The organism is Flammeovirga yaeyamensis (genome assembly GCF_018736045.1).
Taxonomy (GTDB): Bacteria; Bacteroidota; Bacteroidia; order Cytophagales; family Flammeovirgaceae; genus Flammeovirga; species Flammeovirga yaeyamensis.
Genome location: NZ_CP076132.1, coordinates 2,979,777 through 3,002,444 on the forward strand (window position 1 = coordinate 2,979,777; position 22,668 = coordinate 3,002,444).

Sequence of the window (22,668 nt, forward strand, 5' to 3'; positions counted from 1 at the left end):
AGAGTGTTTTTTTGATATGGATAAAATTCAAAAGTTTACAAAAGATGAAGTGTCAACACTTCAGGCCTTAGCAGGAGTCGCAATCAACGATGTGATCTATCATATCTGGAGTAACACCTCTAACGAGCAAGAGGAATTCCAATGTCTAGATTGGCTGGAATTGCGTTTTGATGATAAAACAAGGCTTACTTTTACTGCCGGTGAAGAAAGTGATGGAATCAAGATTGTCTCTTTCGACCCTGTAGAGGAGCGTAAAAAACTATTAGAACAATTTGATGGTAAAATCGACATCAAAAGTTTTAGAGTAGTACGAATGGAAATTTGGGCTGAAATTCTGAATCAAAAAATCTCTAACGTTAAGCTGACAAAAATTAAGGAAGACTTCTACCCTAATGATGAGATGATTTTAGTATTTGAAAACGAAAATCAAATAAAAATCTGCATCTCTCATGAAGATGGATTGGTCGTTGAAGAATTTGAAGATGAACCTCCTGTAATCAATTCATTAGACGATTACCCAGAAGAATAAAAATATATAGCTATCCAAAAATTGGGTAGCTTTTTTTATTTCCTTACGTAAGTATATTTTTTCATCAAAATAAACTTTTTTGATTGAAATAGCATTATGTATGTAGAACAACCACAAACCCTTACAGTAGAACACCCCCAAAATGAAGATTAGATTAGAAGCTATTTCTTAAAATAATTTAAAACAATCCGTCAAATTCAGATCATTTTATTTTATCTTTAAGATAAGCTTTTAAACTATTCTACACTGTGAAGAATTACACTCCCTATTTTATATTTATTTTTTTCTTAGTAGGTTTTGCCGCAAATGCACAAAAGAAAACCTACTATCACGATTCTACTTATTACAAATCTTATAATGATTATCTTCATTTAAGACTATACACAGTCTACAAATTCAATAATCTTATAGTAAACGCTCAGAATCCTGAAAGTGAACATCAACAATTAGTCTATGCCCCAAATGGTAATTTAAACTTAGGTTTTGGCTTCAATTATAAAGGACTTGGTATTAATTTCGGATTCAACTTCCCCTTCATTAATAATGATAATGGTACATTAGGAGAAACTAAAAAGCTTGACATGAGATCCTATATGTATGGTAGACGTTATGCCATAGATTTTGGTTTACAATTCTACAAAGGTTTCTTTCTTAGAGAGTACAATGATATTAACCCTCCTGGAACTCCTAACCCCCCTTCAGAAATACGTGGTGACATGAGAGTCAATACTTTGGGCATTACCGCTTTCAAAATTCAGAACTACGAAAAATTTTCATTCCGAGCTGCTTTTGCACAAACAGAGGTTCAAAAAAAATCTGCTGGTAGTTTAATTTATGGTCCTTATATTAATTTACTCTCGGTAAAAGCTGATTCTTCTTTGGTACCAGAACATATCCGAGATAAATTCCATTTAAAATCCAATGTAATAGAAGGGAATTATGGTAGCATGGGACTGATTGGGGGGTATGCTCAGACGTTTGTTTTAGGTCAAAGACTATTTCTTACCGGGGCTGCTGCTGTTGGGTATGGAATTACCTATGGTAATTATCAATATGCTACTGATAAAGGGAATGTGAATGATACAGCATGGCAAGGTGGAGCTAAATTAAATGGAAAGCTTTCCTTTGGTTATAATCATGGTAGAACCTATGTAGGTACCTCCTATGTAATAGAAAGCTATAATATTACCACTTCATCGGATACAATAGCTCTTTATTGGATGGGGCAATTTAGATTTAATATTGTTCAGCGTTTTAATTGGGATGTTAAGTTTTTGGATTGGATTCTAGAGAAGAAACGTAATGTAACTGGCGGATAAGCTTGATAAAAAGCACTAATATGATATACAAAAACAGCTTTACTTTTGATATAACATCAAGTAAAGCTGTTTTTTAATGTGCTCCGCGGGACGTTTCAGTGAAACGTCCGTACAGAACTATCATTGATATAATATTTTAAAAGTATGAGGCTTCTTAAATATTACTTATTATCTAATACTAGTAAGCAGTATTTCTACCAGAAGCAGTTACTAAACCTTTCAGCTTATTGTTGAAGCTTTTTAGTTTCACTAACTCCTCGCAGCTTAAGTGCATTCTATATCTCCAGTAATGGTGCTTAATTGCAGGTACGTTAATACGCTCTGCTTCTGCATCATCTCTTCTTACTTCACCATCAATAGCAAGTAAATCTTGAAGAGGGAAAATACACCAAATAGAATCAGCATATAAATGTTGCTGTAATACTTGCTCAGCAATCCAAGGCTCACAATCTTCTGGAGCCTCTCCCCAATTACCTAAGATTTCATTGTAGAAACGCTGTGTATCACCTCTATCTTCTTTCCACCAACCTCTTACAGTTGACATATCGTGACTTGATGGTGATGCTACTGAATCGTAAGGGTAATTTCCTGGGTGACCAAATGAAATTGATGGATCTTTCGGCATTCTTTGAATCTCTAAAGATAAGATCTCTAATTCCTTCATTACACCAGGAACACAATCAGGTACCATACCTAAATCCTCACCACAAATCAACATGTTAGTAGCTTCTTTGATCGCTGGAAGTTTTTCCATTGCTTGTGCAGCCCAAAGTTCTTCCTGACGTTTGAAGAAGTAATCTACATACAATTCGTAGAAGTGATATTGTTGTGCAGGAGTCAGTTCAGCAAATGTCCTTGACTTGTCCATAGTTACTCTTGGTGCGTAATGCATACCATCTTCGTAACCTAAAGCAGGAATCAATAACACTTCGTTATGAAGGCTATACAAACCATCTCTTACTCTTTCTAAACGCTCTTTATCAGCTCCTTTTTTGGCCATTAAGCCATCAAAGTGTTTTTGTAACTTCAATTGAGAATCGAATGCTGCTTTGAAATTGTAAGCAGAATCCCATTTATGCTCTAAGAACTCACTTCTTACCCAATCTGTATCCTCACCAAACATTTCACCTAAGAAATGCTCTCTAATGTAAGGCTTACAGAATCTGTCGTGGTTGAATGATACACCTCTGTTTTCCAACTCATTGATATGAAGTGGAAGTGCAGGTCTGAATTGACCTAATAAACCTTGTACAGAATCGATTGGAATCTCCCAGATTCTAAAGAATCCAAGGATATGGTCAATACGGAAAGTTTGGAAATACTGAGAAAGGTGAGTCATACGAGAAGTCCACCACGCATAACCATCTTTTTTCATTGTATCCCAATCGTAAGTAGGGAATCCCCAGTTTTGACCATTTACAGCAAAGTCATCTGGAGGAGCACCTGCCTGACCATTCATATTATATAAATGAGGAGCTGTCCAAGCATCTGCCGAGAAACGGTAAATACCAATTGGAATATCTCCTTTAAGAACTACACCTTTAGATTGAGCATATTCAGAGGCCTCTAATAATTGAGCATGCAAGTGATATTGAACGAATACATAGAAGTTCACATCATCTTTCACTTTTGATTTTGCATCAAATAACTTCGCTACTTTTTTGGCATCGAATTTTGCAAAATCTTCAAATTTAGAGAAGTCTGGAGTTCTGTATTTATCTCTTAAATAACAGAATGCAGCATATGGCAACAACCATTCTTCTTGCTCTTTAATAAATGCTTTAACTTTAGCAGACTTAAAGAATGAAGCTTTCTTCTCTGACCAGATTTCTTTTAAGAAGTCCATTTTTGCATCCATTACTGCTTCATAGTCCACAGTGTCTAATGCATTTAATGTTTTCTTTAACTTCTTCAATTTGGTCATCTTCTTCTTGTCCTTAAGATCACCAATAGCTTCCAAGTTTACATACATTGGATGTAATGCATACACAGAAACTGAAGCATAAGGATAAGAATCTATCCAAGTATAAGTGGCCATTGTGTCGTTAACAGGAAGGATTTGTACTAAACGCATACCTGTTTCAACAGACCAATCTACAAGACCTTTAATATCTAAAAATTCACCAACACCTAATCCGTTTTCTGTTCTAAGTGAGAAAACAGGTAAAGCTACACCCATACCTTTCCAATTATGCTTATCATAAGTGAAACGGTGATCTGAGAACTTCACTGCGATAGAAGGGTCGTTTTCGTTAATGTCGAACATATGATCGAAACCACCTTCTAATTCAGGAGCTGCTTTTTTATCTTTCACATTTACTAAAACATATTTATATTTTAGTTTGTGGTGGGATGCTTTAATAGGAGTTGTAATAGTCCAAAGTCTACGATCTGCATCGTATTGCATTGGCAACGCTTTTGCGATATCCCATTCTCCTAATTCTTTTGTTGTACCTACTACTTTCACCACATAATCTTGGTGAATACGAGGAACATTCACTTCAAAAGTATAGTTGGTATCTTTCGATGATTTTCTTGGTGCTTTAACTGTTGGAGCATTTGATTTAAAGATTACATCAAATGCAGCTGTATCATAAGCATTTTCAATTTCATGATAAGGATTCCAAGCATCAACTAGAACAACCTTTTTTAATTTTTTATTGATTTCTACTACTCTTGGAGCACCAGCTTCTTTATAAGTGATTCCGTTTCCTTCATCCACCAATAAATAATTGTACTCAAATGATTTTGCTCTAGATTTTGATAAATCAATTTCAGCAATCCAAACACCCCCACCTAAGTGAGACATTTTTAAGGCATCAGTTTCTTTTCCTTTTCCCAAGACAGCAATTGAACCGGAAACAGCTAATTGTTGACCAAATTGGGTATCATAATGTATTTTGAAAGATACTTTCATCGAAGATAATGTTTTATATATTCTTTAGATCGGTCCTTGTATTTAAATCAAAAAAGGTACAGTCACCTTTTTCGCATAGCTAAAATAACATATTGTTTTAGGTTTATAAAGCACATTATTAAGGTATTTTTATATTTTTTTTTTGCAACGGTTTGCGTTACGGGATGCATGATTAAAATCACCAAATAATATCTGTAAAAAATACTCTTTTTCTAAATTATGATTGAATAGAAACGTTTAGGATTATCTATTGAAAAGAATTTAGTATTCTAATAAAACCATCTTCATATCGAAATAACTATCACATTTACCCATTAAATTTCTCTGTAGATACATATTTTAATAAAAAGTTTAAATGTTATTGTAAGGAAATCTATTTATCTAAGACCAATTAATATTAAAAATCAACTTATCTTTTTATTATGAAAATTAAATTAGTTCTCTTATTCATCGCTTTATTCTCTTTAAAAGTAATTGCTCAAGAAAGCGACAATGAAACATTACCATCAAAATATGTATACTTGGATGGGTCAGTTCAAGTAGGAACAGATTTTATCGGTTCTTTGGCCTATGGTCATTCTTGGGGTTTAGGACAAAAGAAAAAATTTGTCATTGGTACGGGATTAAGATTTTCTGTTTTCCAAGGGTATAGCAATCAATCCAAAGACTTTTTCTCTGCTCCACCAGAGTATTATGGAAAAGAAGAAAAACAAGACACATTAAGCATTGTCTCTCCAAATCAAATGAATATTGCACTTTATATTTCTTTGAGTTACAGAATTAAAAGCAAATTTGAAGTGGGGATGAATATCGATGCTGTTGGTTATACTTTTGGTAGAGATCAAAATGCATTTTATACAGGTAACGGATCCACTCAAGCTACCACCGCTATATCTAATGGACCTTCTTTATTATTAGTTGCCGCCAACGATTATGGTATGTTAAGTTCTGAATTTTACGTACAATATCATATCAATACCAAGTGGTCTGCAAGACTCGGATTTGCACATACATTTACTGAATATTCAACACCAACAGAATTACAACCTGGTAATAAAAGGTTTAGAGGTGTAAGTGATGGAGTAATGATTGGTGCTCGTTATAACCTTAAATAATTGAACATGCTTAAACGATTATTTTTATTACTTACTGCTTATCTTTTCTCATTGAGTTTTTCGTATGCTCAAGTGATAGATTCTGGGTTATCTAAAGTAGATTTTGAGATAAGTAACTTTAGGGTGAATACCGTTGAAGGTTTCTTTAATGGAATGACAGGAGAAATTCAATTTGACGAAAATAATTTATCTGAATCCAAATTCAACGTTTGTATATCCTCATCAACAGTAAATACTGACAATGAGAAAAGAGACACACATTTAAAAAATGAAGATTTCTTTGAGATTGAAAAATATCCTGAGATTTGTTTTGTCTCCAATGAAATCAAAAAAAATGGTGATAAATACATTACCATTGGTCAGTTAACCATGCATGGAGTTACCAAAGAAGTGAAGATCACCTTTACTAAAAATGGAAACACTTTTAATGGTGATTTAAAAATCAAAAGATTAGATTTTGATGTAGGAAAAGATACTGGAACCTTTACCGTTGGTAATGAAGTAAGTCTTCACATCAAATGTGTATTGAATTAGAATCAGATCAATTAATAAGATAAAAAAATGGCTGCCTCTACATTGAGACAGCCATTTTTGTGATTATATATATGATATAGCCTATTCAACAAAAAACTTAAATGTTTTCTTTTGGCTACCATAGTTCAATTTCATCAAATATAAACCACTTGACAATTGATCATTTTCTAAATTAATTGTTTGGATGCTACCACCCTCTTCCAATGTAATATCCTTTGTCTGCATATGATTGCCTTGTATATCATAAATGCTGTAAGTCCCATCAATCTCTCCAAAAGGGTTTGAAGAGAGCAAACTTAAATGATCTCCATTTTTTAGGAATGTTGGAAATAACAACAAACTTTGATCATTGAAAGATGGATTATTTTTAATCTGAATTGGCCCATAATAGGTCACCGTTCCATCATAATCGTATTGTGCCAATCTAAAATATTCTCCATTAGGGTTGGAAATATATTGTTGATACTCGATTCTCACATTAGAGTTCCCTGCCGCATCTTGTGTTTCCTCCTCTATCCAAGAAGATTTATCATAAGAAGATTCTATCGTGAAATGACTTGAATTTTCTTCATTGGCAGTTGCCCAACTTAAAAGAACACCTTCTTGCAAGCTAGAACCACTATAATACAATAAATGTATTGGTAAATCTGGAGGAGTAGTTGGGGTATATAAATCACTGTTGATGTCATCACAAAATAGTTTCATACTACAATCGTAATTGGCATCTGCCTTCACTCCTTTTGGATCGCATTCATTATCACCCGCTTTTTCTTGATCGATGATTAATCCACCTTTGTCACTTGCAACAATATCCACTAAAAAGGATTTGTCACAATGGATATCAATTCCTTCGTGAATAACTAAATAACCTTCGATGGACCAAGTTGGATTATTTGCTGTAGAAGTATAGGAAACTTGCCCGACCACTTCTAAAATTCCAGATTGATCAACATCAATATTGGTGTTGTCCACAAATAAATCCCCGTTGAATTTTGCATAACCTGTTGAGTAAACATTTAAGTTCGATAAAGCACCATTATCAGCAAAATCGCCATAATCTGTAGCTTCGAAACGACCATAAACATTTAAATCCGATCCGATTGACTTAAAATTACCATCGACGTACAAATTACCATTTTCACAAACAGTAACTGTATTACCTCCTCCAATTGTCATATTACCAGAAACAGTCAAGTTTCCACATACAGAAAGTGATGTTGCATTATTGTCTGTAACGAAATCGTTATTAACCACAACACTACCGCCTTCTAGTATTGAGATGGTAGACTTATTGTTTTCGATAAGATAATCTGCATCGATTACAGCATTAGCACCAAAAGTTAATTCTGAATCATTTGCTGTACTTGAAAATGAAAGTCCAGTATACGTTGATGCTAAATCGAAATTAATAGTAATGGAGTAACTACAACAATTAGTTGCAGTATTACCAAATTCAACAGTATCATCACTTAGAGGATAGCCTGTTGTACAATCTCCTGAAACACAAGTCCAATTCGATGGGTCTTGCCATTCTGCAAGGGAAGTTATGTTTAAATTACTGTTCGGTTCGTAAACACTCGCAGCAAAAGAATCAATCACTGTAAAAAATAGAAATGAGAGAGTGATTGTTAATTTGAGTTGAAAATTATTTATCATTATTAAGTCTAATGTAGTTACTTATCTATTGTGTAGCTAGTATTACAAATCAAGTAGATTGAATTGTTAACTCCTTAAAAATGAATACATATTCATCTCGTTTTAACTTTAATTAACTTAAAGTTGCAATTTTAGAACAAAAAAATAAAAGATCTAAGCAAAATTTTATCACTAAGATCTTTTAAGTAATGTATTTTGTTATTCAATTATTTATTCTCCTACAAAACGAAACAACTTATTCTAATCTGTTATTTGTAAATTCAAAAATGTATAAATTTTTGTTTTCATAAAAAAGAGGTTATCCAGTAAATGACATAACCTCTCTCTTCCTTAATTATTATATTTATTACTATAACTTAGAACTTCTTAATCTTAAGGCATTAGTAATTACCGATACAGAACTAAAACTCATTGCCAAAGTCGCTAACATTGGAGATAATAAAACTCCAAAGAATGGGAATAACACTCCTGCTGCTATTGGCACCCCAAGCACATTGTAGAAAAACGCGAAAACTAGGTTCTCCTTTATATTTCTCATCACTTTATCACCCAATTTAAAGGCCTTTACTAAATTCGATATATCACCTTTTAATAAAGTAACTTCTGCACTTTGAATAGCGATATCTGTGCCATCGCCCATAGCAATACCTATATTCGCTTGAGTTAATGCTGGAGCATCGTTGATACCATCTCCGGCCATTGCCACAGTGAATCCTTTTGCTTGATATTCTTTTACTTTTTCTAGTTTATCTTCAGGCATACAATCCGCTTGATATTCATCGACACCTACATGTTCAGCCACATATTTTGCCGTTTGTTGATTATCGCCGGTTAACATCATGACCTTAATACCTCTTTTATGAAGATCGGCTACAGCTTTAATCGCTGTTGGTTTTACTGGGTCGATGAGTGATATAGCACCTTTAATTTGATCATCTTGAAGTAGATACACCACAGTTGCTCCTTTTGCCTGTTGCTTTTCAATTTCTTTAAACTGTTGATCGTTTAAAATACTCTTTGATAACAGTTTGTGATTACCTAATTGAATTTTATGATTATTGACACTAGCTTCTGAACCTTTACCTATCAAATATTTATAGTCGGATACTTCATATTGTGCATCAGAAAATTCTTTTGATGCTTTAACGATTGCCTTTGCCAATGGATGGTCTGAGTTTTTATCAAGCACTGCGGCTGTTTTGATAATTTCTTCATCCTCCCAATCAGAAAAACTGATTACTTGATGAACAGATGGCTTTCCTTCCGTTAAGGTTCCTGTTTTATCGATCATCAACATATCTACTTCATTTAGCTGTTGTAGAGACTCAGCATCTTTTACTAAGATTCCATATTCAGCACCTTTTCCTGTACCCACCATGATAGACATTGGAGTAGCCAAACCTAAAGCACATGGACAAGCAATTAACAATACTGCAACAGCATTGACTAAAGCATAAACCGCTGCATTTTCTCCATTGTAGAAGAATAACCAAATCAAGAAAGTGAGAATGGATACGCTTACCACGATTGGTACAAAGTATTTTGCAATCTGATCGGCTACTTTTTGGATAGGTGCTCTTGAACGACTAGCGTCATTGACCATATAAATTACTTTGGAGAGTAACGTTTCTCCTCCTACTTTCTCTGCATTCATGATAAAGCTTCCGTTGGTATTGATCATACCACTACTCACTTTATCTCCTTCTTTCACTTCCTGTGGAATAGGTTCACCGGTAATCATAGAAGCATCTACTGTTCCGTATCCTTCTAAAATAAAACCATCCACGGCAACTTTTTCACCAGGTTTTACTCTTACCTTATCTCCTTTTTCTATGTGCTCAACAGCTACAACAAGATCTTTTTCGTTTCTAATGACTGTTGCTGTTGGTGGAGCCCATTGTAATAAAGCTTTTAAAGCTGAATTGGTTTTGGAGTGTGCTCTTAATTCCATTAATTGCCCCAACATCACCAGCAATAAGATGATACAGGTAGCTTCGAAATAAACATCAACTGCTCCGTTGGACTTAAATTGTTCTGGAAAAATAGTTGGGAAGAATAAAGCAAAAACACTAAAGACAAAAGCAACTACAGTTCCGATACCTATCAGTGTCCACATATTAAAATTCCTAGTGATAATAGATGAATATGCTCTTTTCATGAAAATCCATCCTGTGTAAAACACCATTGGAATGGTTAAGACAAACTGGATTGTATTCCAAGCAGTTTGAGACATCACACTGAGCATTTGATGATGAATACTTGGAATAATATGACCTAACATTGCAATTAGTGCTACAGGAACTGTAAATAACAGACTTAACTTAAACCTGCGTTTCATGTCAGTATAGGCTTCATTTTCTTCCTCCACTGCAGCTTCCGGCATGACCGGTTCTAGAGGCATTCCACATCTCGGACAATCTCCAGGTTCATCACCTTCTACCTCGGGGTGCATCGGACAAGAATACTTTACTGCAGGTTTTGGCTCTGGGATTTTCTCCAATGGCATACCACAAACAGGACAGTCGCCCATATCATCATATACCTTATCACCTTCGCACATCATTGGGCAATAATATTTACCCGCATTCTCTGCTGTTACTTTAGGTTTTTCGTATTCTATCTTAGGTATTTCGTGTGTAATCTTATGTGCATAATCTTTTGGATCAACATCTTTAGAGGAAAATTGTTCTTTTACCTCATACCCTGCCTCTCCAATTATTTTATTTACACATTTTTGACAAGCACCTTCAGTAACTACTCTTAATATATGTCCATCTTTCACTTCCCATTCAATCACTCTTGGATCTGCATCTAAAAGTGGTTGAACTTTAGCTTCACACATTTTACAACCGAGGGAAGTGTCTAGTATTAGTTCTTTCATTTTTTTCAATATTTGATATACAAATATACATTAGATTTTAGGGATATTTTGATCTTGTATTAGCTAAATGAAAATAAAGAGTATAATTAATTTAAATAAGAAATGATCAACTACCACAGGTTATTTAAATAAAAAATCCCAGCATTTCTACTGGGATTCCTCTTTAAGATAGTTTTTAATATTGTATCGACCTTGCAATTTCTTTTAATGGTATATATGAAGGTATCTCTTTACTTTTCAGTTTATTTTCTAGTTGTACTAAATCGTTTAGAAAAATAGTATTCAATTCTTCTAAATAAGTCCTAGTCTCCTTGGAATACCTTACTTTATCAAATCTATATTTAGTATCGTGAAGTGTAGAAACATTAGTTGGTTTAAAAAACATTTCTCTTTCCATTCTATATCTAAACATATCATTAATTTTCATCCCTTTTTTCCAATTAACCAATTTATTTCCTACTGATTTCGGATCGATCCTTACCCTTAAAGGGATTAAATAACTTGGAATTTGTGCAAAACTGTAATGATCTGCAGAATGTGCCACAGAAACATCCCAAATAATCATAGAGGCCTCTTCTATCAAAGTTTCCTTATTCATAATTTTCTCGCCATTGGAAAAAGTAGGAATCCATTGATTGATATATTTCGCCCATTCGGCAATTAATTGCATTTCTTCTTCATCGATAATCTGCACTACATTAGAAACGAAGTTCTTTATTACTTTATAGTATTCTAGCAAGAATGTATAATAAGGAGAATCAAATTTTTCTATTTCTTTTGAGTAGTTATATCCATTATAATTATCATTTCCATCAATACCACTATAAGCACATGCAACCAGAGATCTCTGACCGTCTCCATCTCCTAAGAATCCTGAATAAGGGAACTTTTGGTTATTTTCTACAGGTGATGCCGTTGAATTTAATACTACTTTGTTCAACACTAAAGTATGTTCAAAGTGTGGCAATAATAATTGCAACAGTATTGAATTTATAGGCAAAGAAGATTTACTTATGGCATTAATACAATCAAATGGAAAATGTAATAATGCATGTTCTGACAAGATTAATTTATACGCTGCACCTTGCATAGCAAATACCTTTGCCATTTCCCATAAATCAGATTCCGAAGAAGGATTGACTATTTTATCATTCTCGTACTCGTCCACATAAATAAATTGAGCTTTCAGATTGTTATCGATTTTTTCAAAAAGTATAATCGTTCCTGAAGCAAAAATTCCTTCAAACGGCTTTGTAAAAGACATTAAGGATAAATCGATTACATAGTAGTCACCTTTATTATAGTCAAATGGAAATACTGCTTCAAAAATCTTTTTCTTTTGTGGAGTTATCCCTTTGGATAAAAACTTACTAAAAACTCCTTTTGTTAGAAGATCATTAAACTCCAAATCATCGATTTTTGACAGTCCTTTATGCTTTATGGAGTATTTTAAAGCTTTTGGCCAATACGTCCACATGTTTTTCATGTAACGTTTTCCAATTTCTTTTTTCCAAGACTCTTTTTCTTGTCTAGGTAATCTCAAAACAGCAGGAGCTTCACCTTTCGGGTCTCTTGGAGAAGGTTGAGGCCATGGTCCTTCTCTGTTGTACAAATAATTGTCCCTTGAGTTTTTTTCTAATGAATTGATTGCTTTAGGGTTAGATAGTTTAGTTCTTTCGTTTAAAGTTTGCATGATTATATATTTTATAATACATTTTAAAAAACAATATTAATAACTATTTAAATGAATTCAAATCTAACCTAAATTTAAGTTCATATTTTTACCTATATTGCTAAATAAGCATCCGTCTATTTTTATTCTAAATAGATGGATGCTTTCATTGTTTATATGTATTATGCTATTGAATTTCCTCTTTCACAGCCCCACACTTCAGCATCATGTCTCCATAGTATGGATTCCTTACTTCTTTCACATTAGACAACCAAGAAGCACCAAGGTCATCGTTGGCCATAGGACAATACATCAAATAGGCTTTTTGATCTTTAGGTAAACCTAATTTTGTAATCAAATTGATCATCTCTTTTGATACTTCTACAAAGTGTCTTCTTTGTGTATCAATGTTATCTGCATTTGACATTTCAGTTAAACTACCTTTCAATGCTTTGGAAGTCATCATCCAATACATATGTGCATCGCCTTTTACGCCATTCATTTTTACACCTTCTAATGATTTTTCAAAATCATTAATTAATTCTGATGTTTTATGATCATCACTAGCCACTAATGCATCTTTTAGCATAATGTAGCTTTGAAAGGCTTTTTGAAGTTGAGTTCTAAACACTTCAGAAACCAAATCATCCCCAAATTTTTGATGCTTTTCCATTTTTGACATATCCATGTGCATATGATCGTGATCCATTCCTTTTTTAGGATTGATCATGCTTGGTTTTCCTTTTAATTGAGCGGCGGCATCTACTGTATACGTTCCTTGAGTCACCACTTCCTCCCCTTGTTTCAATCCTTCTTTGATGATATAGGCATTAGATAACTCTGTTCCCATGACCACTTCTCTCATTTCGAATGTCGGTTGATTTTCGCCTTGTACTTTCACATATACAATAGAACGTGGACCAGTCCATAATACAGCAGTTTTAGGAACGACGATTACATCATCTTTCACCGGAAGTTTCGCCATCACTTTACCTGTGACAAACATTTCTGGCTTTAATTTTCCTCCTTTATTGTACACACTACCTCTAACTGATGCAACTCTTGTTTTAGGATTGATGAAAGGATCAATAAAGTCAATTTTAGTACTGAAATTTTGACCAGGATAAGACGATACGGTAAAGGTGATTTTATCGTTTGTTTTCAACCAAGCTAAATCACTTTCGTAGGCATCAAATTTTACCCAAAGTCGAGAAAGGTCGGCCACATCATACATTACTTGACCTTCCATAATATGATCTCCTTCTACCACATTCAGTTTTGTGATCACTCCAGAAATATCTGCCTTGATATCAAACTCTGTTCTTACTTTTCCGCTTCTATCAATCTCTTCAATTTGTTGATCCGTCAATTTCCAAAGTCTTAGTTTTTCAATTGCAGAACGTAATAGTTGAGGATTTCTTTCTTTCACTTTTTTTGCTTCAAAGTACTCTCTTTGAGCCGTGACCAATTGAGGGGAATATATAGTGGCTAATTTCTGTCCTTTTCGTACTCGTTCACCAATATAATTCACAAAGCTTTTCTCAATTCTTCCAGAAAAGTGTGCCGTTTGAGAAAACGTTCTTCTCTCATCAACTGCTACTTTACCTTGCATGGTTAACTCCTTCTCTGCTTCTTGTTTTGTGACTTGAGTGGTTTGAATGTTTGCCAACGCTACCGCAGAAGGTGATAATGAAATATGAGATAAATCCTGACCTTCATTTCCGGAAGAGGCTGGAATTAAATCCATTCCACAAATTGGACAATCTCCTGGTTCTTGCTGTCTAATTTGAGGATGCATAGAACACGTCCACCACTGTGTCTCTTTCTCTGCTACTTTGTGTTCCTTGTGTTTATGCGATGATTCTCCTGCAAAGAATAACCAACCTGAAAACAGGCCTATGATAAACACTATAATGATGACGCTATATGATTGAATGTATTTTTTCATTTTAGTACTATTTATAAGAACAATCTACTCTTCTACTCCTTCGATAAAACTCAATTTGGCCAAGGCCTCCCACTGAGATTGTTCTGCTTGATGTTGTTTGAATTGATAATTAAGTCGCTGAATCTGTAATCTTAGTAACTCTAAGAACTCAGATCCTTGAGGTTTTGCCACTGTATAGGCTTCTTGTTGAATATCTATAGCTTGATCAATTTGTCCTAACTGACTTTGAATGACCTTTATATCCCTCTGTGCATCATTTAATTGATTTTGCACTTTCAGGTATTCCGATTTTAAAACATTTTCAGTCTCCTGCTTTTTAAGCGATATAGTTTGTTGTTGCATTCTCAATTGTTCTTTCTGACCAGAATATTTTTTCTGATTAAACAAAGGAATGGATAAACCTACCATCGGCATCACAGTGTTTTTACCTGCATCTTCTGCCGACATTCCGGAAGCCTGCCCTAAAATACCATAATCTACACTCACTTTAATTTGAGGAGCAGCAGCTTTATTTACAGTCACCATTTGCGCCCCAACTACTTGTTCTGAAGCAGTAAGTGATTGTAAAGTAGGATTCTCTTCCAAGTGTGCATTATCAAATGATCTAAACTGAAATTGTTCCTCTAATTGAACATCAGATAATGGTTTGTTGATGACCAAGTCCAATTGTTGTTTGAGCACTAAGCTGTCTTGCATCAAACTCTCAATCTTATTATTGGCATCTTCCATCTCCATTTGTACCCTCAACACATCCACCATAGAGCCTTTGCTGTTTTCGTATTGTGTTAAAGCGATGTTCTCAAATGATTTCAGAATATCTAAATTTTCTCTTGCAGAGGCTAAGTCCTTTTTATTTTGGATCATTTTAAAATAAGTCGCTCGCACAGAGTATCTGATGTTGTTTTCAGCTATCTTCTTTTGATTTTGTGCTAAAGTAACTTTTTGATCCACCACTTGATATTTCGTCGATCGAGTACCAAACCAAGGCAACATTATACCTGCAGATACTTTATGATTTAAAGGGCCATTTCTAGTTTCAATAGGAGAAACTCCATAACCATACATTACTTCAAGATTTCCAGAACCCTGCCCTTTAATGATCTCTTTCTCGGCAGCTACTGCTTGAATATTTTGAGATTGAGATTGTACTCCATAGTTATTTTCAATAGCTGTTTGAATATAACTATCCAAGAATTGGTTCTGTGCATTCACTTGAAAGGCAGTCAACAACAGAATACTAATTATATATTTTTTGATGATACTTTTCATGATTATTTCTTTTTAAGTAATGCACTTTCTTTTACTGCACAGTACAATGTAGGTACCACAAATAAAGTCAATAAAGCTACCGTCATACCTCCGAAACCAGGAATTGCCATTGGCTTCATGATATCCGCTCCTCGACCTGTAGAAGTGAGGATTGGAATAAATGCTAATAAAGTAGTGGCAGTAGTCATTAAACTAGGTCGGATTCTTTTCATTCCTCCTTCAAGTACTGCTTGACGAATTCCTTTCACTGTATTTGGTGTATGCGAAGCAAACGATTGATCTAAATAAGTGGCGATCAACACGCCATCATCGGTAGCAATACCAAATAAAGCAATGAAACCAACCCAAACGGCCACCGATAAATTGACTGTATCTACATTGAAGAGATGTTTCATATTCGTACCCAATAAGGTAAAGTCCATGAAACCCGGTTTGCTATAGAGCCACAACATCAAGAAGCCTCCACTAAATGCTACTGCAATTCCGGAGAACACCATGAGGGTTGTTTTTACAGATTTAAACTGAAGGTATAAAATAAAGAAGATCAGCATCAAACAGATAGGCATCACAATAGATAATCTCTTGGCCGCTCTTATTTGATTTTCATAATTACCTGAGAACTTATAGCTCACCCCTTTTGGAACAACCAATGTTCCATTATCAATTTTTGATTGAATATAAGCCGTTGCTTGATCGACTACTTGAACTTCAGAGAACTCAGGTTTACGATCTAGAAGGACATATCCCGTTAAGAACGTATCTTCTGATTTAATACTTTGAGGTCCTGCAACGTACTTGATTTCGGCCAATTCCTCTAATGGAACCTGAATACCCAGAGGTACATTGACTAAGAATTTCTTCAATACATCTGGATTGTCTCTGTATTCTCTTGCGTATCTTAAACGAACAGGGTAACGTTCTCTTCCCTCCACAGTATACGTTAAAGGCATACCACCAATCACCATTTCCAAGGTCATTTGCATGTCTTTTACACTCATACCGTATCGTGCTAATTTTTGACGATCTAACTCGATTTCCAAATAAGGTTTACCTACAATACGATCGGCAAAAACAGCTTCTTTCTTTACGGAAGGTACTTCCTTCAATATACTTTCTAGTTGAATACCGAAACCTTCGATGGTTTTTAAATCAGGTCCAAATACTTTAATACCCATGGGTGCTCTCATCCCCGTTTGGGTCATAATCAAACGTGTTTGGATAGGCTGCAATTTAGGTGCAGACGTTAAACCAGGAAGATGAGTCGCTTTTACGATCTCCTGCCAAATATCATTTGGCGATTTAATCTCGTCTCTCCATTGTCTAAAATATTTTCCGTCAGGATCAAGTACTAATTCTCCTTTATCATCTCTCACATATTTACCATCTTCATCCACTTTAAATCGTAGACGATTTCCATCCTCGTCCACTTTATATTCTGATTTATAGTTGATGATGTTCTCATACATACTGATAGGTGCAGGATCTAAAGGCGACTCCGTTCTACCCGATTTCCCCACTACAGATTCAATTTCTGGTATATTTTTGACCGCCATATCCATCAGTTGCAAGTTTCGTTTAGCTTCTGAAATACCAGCATTCGGCATTGTCGTTGGCATCAACAAGAAACTACCTTCTGATAAGGAGGGCATAAATTCTGATCCAATTCCAGGGAAGGCTTTATTCATATTTTGATAAGCTCTTGACTCTGTAAAATCAACTCCTATTTTATTTCCTAATGTGGTGAAAGGTGAAAAGAGCTTGGCAAATCCTACCCATGCTGATACACCTGAAAAAATAACAGCCAATACTATGGAAAGGAAAGTCGCTTTATTATCAAGACATTTGGCTAGAATTTTAGGATACAATTTGATGAACAATTGAAAACCTCCAAGGATGAGAACAATCAAACCTCCAACAAATAAGAAATTTTTAAAATTGCTCTCTTCTGCACCTAATGGTAACCAATCCATAGCTAATAAGTAAGCAATCACAACAGCCACAATGCCACTTCTAATTTTATCATAATACCCTTCCGGAATATATTTTTTGATTGGCTTTTCGAAGATGTTATAAGCACTGATCAATACTACACCTAGACCTAAACTGACTTTTGAGAAAATCATGATACCAATACCCAACACTAAGAATAGGTATTGACCGATATTTTTTCGGCTTCCTTTATTCTCTGATGATTTAAAGAAATAATATGCAAAAGTGGGTAAGAAAATTAAAGCCACCACCACTGAAGCACATAAGGCAAATGTTTTTGTGTATGCTAATGGTGAGAATAATTTTCCTTCTGATGCTTGTAAGGTAAATACTGGAATGAAGCTGACAACTGTTGTGGCTACTGCTGTGACGATTGCTCCTGAAACTTCTTCAGTAGCATCATAAATAACATCTACTAATTTTCGGCCACCCCGTCGATCCAAGTGTTTTATCAAGTTCTCCGACATGACAATACCTATATCGACCATCGTCCCAATGGCAATCGCTATACCACTCAAGGACACAATATTTGCCACAATTCCCATGTATTTCATCACTATAAATACCATGAGTACAGCTATTGGTAATAAGCTTGAGATCAACATGGATGCTCTTAAGTTCCACACCATAATTAGTACTACTATTACAGTGATTAATATCTCTTGAACTAATGCCTCGTTTAGAGTTCCCAGGGTTTCTTTAATCAAAGTTGATCGATCATAAAAAGGAACGATAGTTAATTTACTTACCGTACCATCAGGTAATACTTTTTGAGGCATGCCTGATTGAATGTCTTGGATTTTATCTTTGACATTGTCCACAACTAACATTGGATTGGCTCCGAAACGAGCGGTCACTACACCACCTACCGCCTCGGCTCCTTCTTTATCTAAAATACCTCTACGAACGGCAGGTCCTTCCACTACTTTCGCCACATCTTTGATACGAATCGGCACATTTTCGTTGACCTTAATTACCGCCTCTTCTAAATCAGATAGATTTTTGATGTAGCCAATACCTCTAACAAAGTATTCTGCATTGTTGACTTCAATCGTTCTTGCTCCAACATCTAAGTTGGAATTCCTTACAGAGTTCATCACTTGCTGAAGCGTGACATTGTAGGCTTTTAAAGCATTAGGGTCAACATCAATTTGATATTCTTTGACGAAACCGCCCACAGAAGCTACTTCTGATACTCCATCCGCAGACATTAGTGCATATTTCACTAAGAAATCTTGAGTGGAACGTAATTCATCCAAATCCCATCCACCTGTTGGGTTTCCTTCTGGATATCGACCTTCCAAAGTATACCAATAGACTTGCCCAACTGCAGTCGCATCAGGTCCTAAAGTAGGCTGAACACCATCGGGTAAAGTACCAGGAGGTAAACTGTTGATCTTTTCTAAAATTCTTGTTCGACCAAAGTAAAACTCTGTCTCGTCATCAAATATGATATTGATGGTAGAGAAACCGAACATGGAATTAGAGCGAATGCTTTTCACTCCTGGAATACCCAATAATGAAGTCGTTAACGGGTAAGTAATTTGGTCTTCGATATCCTGAGGTGATCGACCTGACCATTTTGTAAATACGATTTGTTGATTATCACCAATATCAGGAATAGCATCAACTGATACGGGGTTATAAGGTATATATTCGTTGATTTTAGATTTAAAAGGACTGTGCATCAATCCCCAAAAAACAACCAGAATCAACGCCACAACTGTCACTACTCTGTTGTAGAGAAAGAAGCGAACTATTTTATTAATCATTGTGAGTATTGTGTTCTAGGTACATTAAGTACGAAAAATATGTCGTACAAAAAAGCATCAATAATTAAATAAATAAATTATTGACTCAAAAAGTCTTCATCCAAAATGTTGGATCAACCTAAAACTTAAACACGAAAGACCTCAAATGACACATTTAGAGGTATATTGGAATATATGGGGGGAGTTTTTTCCTCAACAGAAGCTATGCTTTTAGTGCTACCTACCAAAAATTTCAATGCTTCCGGAAGAACAAATTGATACGCAGATTGCCAAAAGTTTCTAACAATTTCTTTATACGTCACTAAAGGAATTTTCACCACATCAATAATATGGTCAAAATGATCAGTCACTTTTAGATGTTCCTTATTTTGTTCGCAACATCCCTTCTTGTCAGCACCTTTTTGATCTGCTTCATGATTCATCTTGCTACAACATGCATGCGTTTCCGTCATGCTCACCTCCTTCAACAACCCCTTGCAATAATGGGTGTTGACCACCACTCCTATTGTGCCTAGAAGCAATAATGTGGAAAAGATGATATGTTGAACAGACTTTTTCATGTAACTAATTTCTATTAAATAACGGTGGGATGCAAGGGAGGATGTAGGTGTTTAGTTATTTTAACAAAGAAAAAAGGTTAGCTTTTTATCTTAGCTAACCTTTTTTTGAATGAAAAATTAAAAATGAAGAATGAAAAACGTGAAATGTTATGCTAACGCTCGATGATTAATCAGCAGTCTTTTTTAACTACTTGCGTTAACTTTACTAACTACGTTTTTAACTTTTCATTTTTCATTCTTAATTTCCTTAGTGTTTCTCATAAACCACCTCAGGCTCCTTAATCTCCACCACATTTGCGTCGTTTACTTGAACCAACTCAACGTGTTTTAGTTCGTTGACTAATGCTGGATCGTACTTCGCTTCTACTCTAACGTAGTTTTCTGTGAAGCCGAACATTTTACCTTCTTCGATATCGTGTTCGAAAAGCACTGTGCGTTTTGTACCTAATTGAGTTTCGTAGAATGCTCTTTTCTTCTTATCTGAAAGGATACGAAGCATTTTCGAACGTTTTGCTCTTTCTGACTTAGGTACGATTCCATCCATATGAACGGCATCCGTATTTGGTCTTTCTGAGTAAGTGAAGACGTGCAGGTAGGCAACGTCTAACTCATTTAGGAAATTATATGTATCTAAGAAATCTTCTTCCGTTTCTCCAGGGAAACCGATGATAACATCAACACCGATGCAGGCATCTGGCATTTGTTTTCTGATTTCAGTAATTCTTGATTGATATAAATCTGTTCTGTAACGTCTTCTCATTAATTCCAACATCTTATCAGAACCTGATTGTAATGGAATATGGAAGTGAGGAACAAATTTATCAGATTGAGTACAGAACTCAATAATCTCTTCGTCCAATAAGTTGGGCTCGATAGAGGAAATACGATAACGCTCGATACCTTCTACTTTATCCAACTCTTTTAATAAATCGATCAGTCTTTCTTGGCGTTTTCCATTGATGATACCAAAATCACCAATGTTCACACCTGTCAGTACTACTTCTTTAACATCTGATGCTGCAATCTCTTTTGCATTTTCGATGATATCAGCAATACGAGCACTTCTTGATTTACCTCTTGCTAATGGAATTGTACAGAACGAACATTTATAATTACAGCCATCCTGAACTTTTAAGAACGTTCTTGTTCTATCGTTCATCGAATAACCTGAAACGAATTCTTTAGTTTCTTTGATTTCTTTGGCTAAAACAGTGGGTTCTTCTGTTTTCACAAATCCATCCAATAGATCTAGCAAGCGGAACTTTTCAGCTGCACCTAAAACGGCATCAACTCCTTCAAGTTCAGAGATTTCTTTAGGCTTCAATTGAGCGTAACATCCAATAATCGCAACGTAAGAATTCGGTGAGATTTTTTTGGCTTCACGAACAATTTTCTGACACTTTTTGTCTGCATTGTCAGTGACAGAACAAGTGTTGATTATATATATATCTGGAGTATCTGAGAACTCCACTTTTTTATATCCTCTTTCCTCAAATTGACGACCGATCGTACTCGTCTCAGAGAAATTTAATTTACAACCAAGTGTATAAAAGGCTACTTTTCTCATTACTGATTGATTATTAATCACTTTTGAAAATTCAAAAGGAGTACAAAAGTAAGGAGAATGTTATTGATTTGAAAATATTCGTTGCAACGTATGTTAATTTTGTTTCAACAATACGCCTTCATCTTACAAACCATTTTCCGCAAACAACTCTCTAATCAACCACTTAGAAGCTGATTCAATCTGCGTTACCGTTCGATTATTATGATAATACGATTTACTTATCAACCCTGAGTGAAACTCCTCTACAGTTATTTCTCGTTCCATGGAATGAAGTTCCCCTTCTCTTTGAATTAAAAGCTCATCATAAATGTAAAAATCTGCTGGTTCGTTGGTGAGGTTTACAGAGGATATATCTTGATAAAAGACCAAACGATTGTTTTTATAAATCCATCGTATTACCTGATTGCCTTGAGATCCACAATCTGTTTGACTTTCTACAACACTCCAAGCATCATTTTTCTTTTTATAAGCCTTTACTTCACAATTCCCTTCATCAAAATTATTTTGCTGTGGTTCAACATTTTCATCAAACTGAATGGACAAAACGATGCTATCGAAAACGGGTGATAAATACGAATGTAGTGTAGCACTATCCAAATAAACGGCCGCTTCTAAAGCTTGGTCGGTTTTAATATTTTCTATTTGATAGAATTCGGCTTTTTGAGCAGATTTACTGCACCCAAAATGGAATATTGATAGTAATAGTAAGATGGAAGAGTAACGCATAGTTGAGGCTTAGTTTATCATTAGATTTCTTGATAAAAATTACTGATTATCAATAAATACGTTACAATATAAATCAATAATTTGATAAAATATATAATTTGGTTGGATCAAAAAGTGATCTAATGCGACTGCAATAAATAATTTTAACTATCTGATAACCGAAATAGTACCCCAAAAGGAAATAAAAAACATTATATTTAAAATGTCATTCAAT

14 protein-coding genes are annotated in these 22,668 nt (G+C 34.9%); 4 read left to right on the forward strand and 10 right to left on the reverse strand.

The genetic code is table 11. From position 1 onward, the window contains the following. Window positions 1–16 precede the first annotated feature (16 nt). Entirely contained in the window at window positions 17–529 is a 513-nt protein-coding gene (locus KMW28_RS11730; protein ID WP_066206904.1) for a hypothetical protein, read from the forward strand. A 248-nt stretch (window positions 530–777) separates the two neighbouring features. Then, window positions 778–1,848 (forward strand): DUF4421 domain-containing protein, encoded by a 1,071-nt coding sequence (locus KMW28_RS11735; RefSeq protein ID WP_169663260.1) that lies wholly within the window; start codon window positions 778–780, stop codon window positions 1,846–1,848. Window positions 1,849–2,026: 178 nt separating this feature from the next. Here KMW28_RS11735 and KMW28_RS11740 read toward each other — a convergent pair whose 3' ends face one another. Further along, a complete protein-coding gene (locus KMW28_RS11740; protein WP_169663259.1) occupies window positions 2,027–4,765 on the reverse strand; it encodes a 4-alpha-glucanotransferase in 2,739 nt (912 codons plus the stop codon). 422 nt (window positions 4,766–5,187) lie between these two features. Between KMW28_RS11740 and KMW28_RS11745 the strand changes: the two genes are divergently transcribed. Both KMW28_RS11745 and KMW28_RS11750 read left to right on the forward strand, forming a co-directional pair. Then, window positions 5,188–5,880, forward strand: a complete 693-nt coding sequence (locus KMW28_RS11745) for a hypothetical protein (protein WP_169663258.1) — start codon at window positions 5,188–5,190, stop codon at window positions 5,878–5,880. Window positions 5,881–5,886: 6 nt separating this feature from the next. After that, window positions 5,887–6,414 (forward strand): YceI family protein, encoded by a 528-nt coding sequence (locus KMW28_RS11750; RefSeq protein ID WP_169663257.1) that lies wholly within the window; start codon window positions 5,887–5,889, stop codon window positions 6,412–6,414. A gap of 81 nt (window positions 6,415–6,495) precedes the next feature. On the opposite strand, the gene KMW28_RS11755 is transcribed toward KMW28_RS11750, so the two are convergent. From KMW28_RS11755 to KMW28_RS11795, 9 genes are all read right to left on the reverse strand, one after another. Further along, the gene (locus tag KMW28_RS11755) at window positions 6,496–8,070 is read right to left on the reverse strand and encodes a T9SS type A sorting domain-containing protein (protein WP_169663256.1); all 1,575 of its coding nucleotides are present in this window, start codon (window positions 8,068–8,070) and stop codon (window positions 6,496–6,498) included. Between the two features lie 349 nt (window positions 8,071–8,419). Further along, the gene (locus tag KMW28_RS11760; RefSeq protein WP_169663255.1) at window positions 8,420–10,951 is read right to left on the reverse strand and encodes a copper-transporting P-type ATPase; all 2,532 of its coding nucleotides are present in this window, start codon (window positions 10,949–10,951) and stop codon (window positions 8,420–8,422) included. Between the two features lie 175 nt (window positions 10,952–11,126). Next, entirely contained in the window at window positions 11,127–12,644 is a 1,518-nt protein-coding gene (locus tag KMW28_RS11765; RefSeq protein ID WP_169663254.1) for a hypothetical protein, read from the reverse strand. A gap of 166 nt (window positions 12,645–12,810) precedes the next feature. Then, the gene (locus KMW28_RS11770; RefSeq protein ID WP_169663253.1) at window positions 12,811–14,571 is read right to left on the reverse strand and encodes an efflux RND transporter periplasmic adaptor subunit; all 1,761 of its coding nucleotides are present in this window, start codon (window positions 14,569–14,571) and stop codon (window positions 12,811–12,813) included. 24 nt (window positions 14,572–14,595) lie between these two features. Then, the gene (locus KMW28_RS11775; protein WP_169663252.1) at window positions 14,596–15,840 is read right to left on the reverse strand and encodes a TolC family protein; all 1,245 of its coding nucleotides are present in this window, start codon (window positions 15,838–15,840) and stop codon (window positions 14,596–14,598) included. Window positions 15,841–15,842: 2 nt separating this feature from the next. Further along, window positions 15,843–19,601, reverse strand: a complete 3,759-nt coding sequence (locus KMW28_RS11780; RefSeq protein WP_169663251.1) for an efflux RND transporter permease subunit — start codon at window positions 19,599–19,601, stop codon at window positions 15,843–15,845. Between the two features lie 125 nt (window positions 19,602–19,726). Continuing rightward, the gene (locus KMW28_RS11785; protein WP_169663250.1) at window positions 19,727–20,161 is read right to left on the reverse strand and encodes an HYC_CC_PP family protein; all 435 of its coding nucleotides are present in this window, start codon (window positions 20,159–20,161) and stop codon (window positions 19,727–19,729) included. Between the two features lie 247 nt (window positions 20,162–20,408). Beyond that, complete coding sequence (mtaB, locus tag KMW28_RS11790; RefSeq protein WP_169663249.1) at window positions 20,409–21,728, reverse strand: tRNA (N(6)-L-threonylcarbamoyladenosine(37)-C(2))-methylthiotransferase MtaB; 1,320 nt, start codon at window positions 21,726–21,728, stop codon at window positions 20,409–20,411. 123 nt (window positions 21,729–21,851) lie between these two features. Continuing rightward, window positions 21,852–22,454 carry a hypothetical protein gene (locus KMW28_RS11795; protein WP_169663248.1) on the reverse strand — a complete coding sequence of 201 codons (603 nt, stop codon included), beginning with the start codon at window positions 22,452–22,454 and terminating at the stop codon, window positions 21,852–21,854. Window positions 22,455–22,668: the final 214 nt, after the last annotated feature.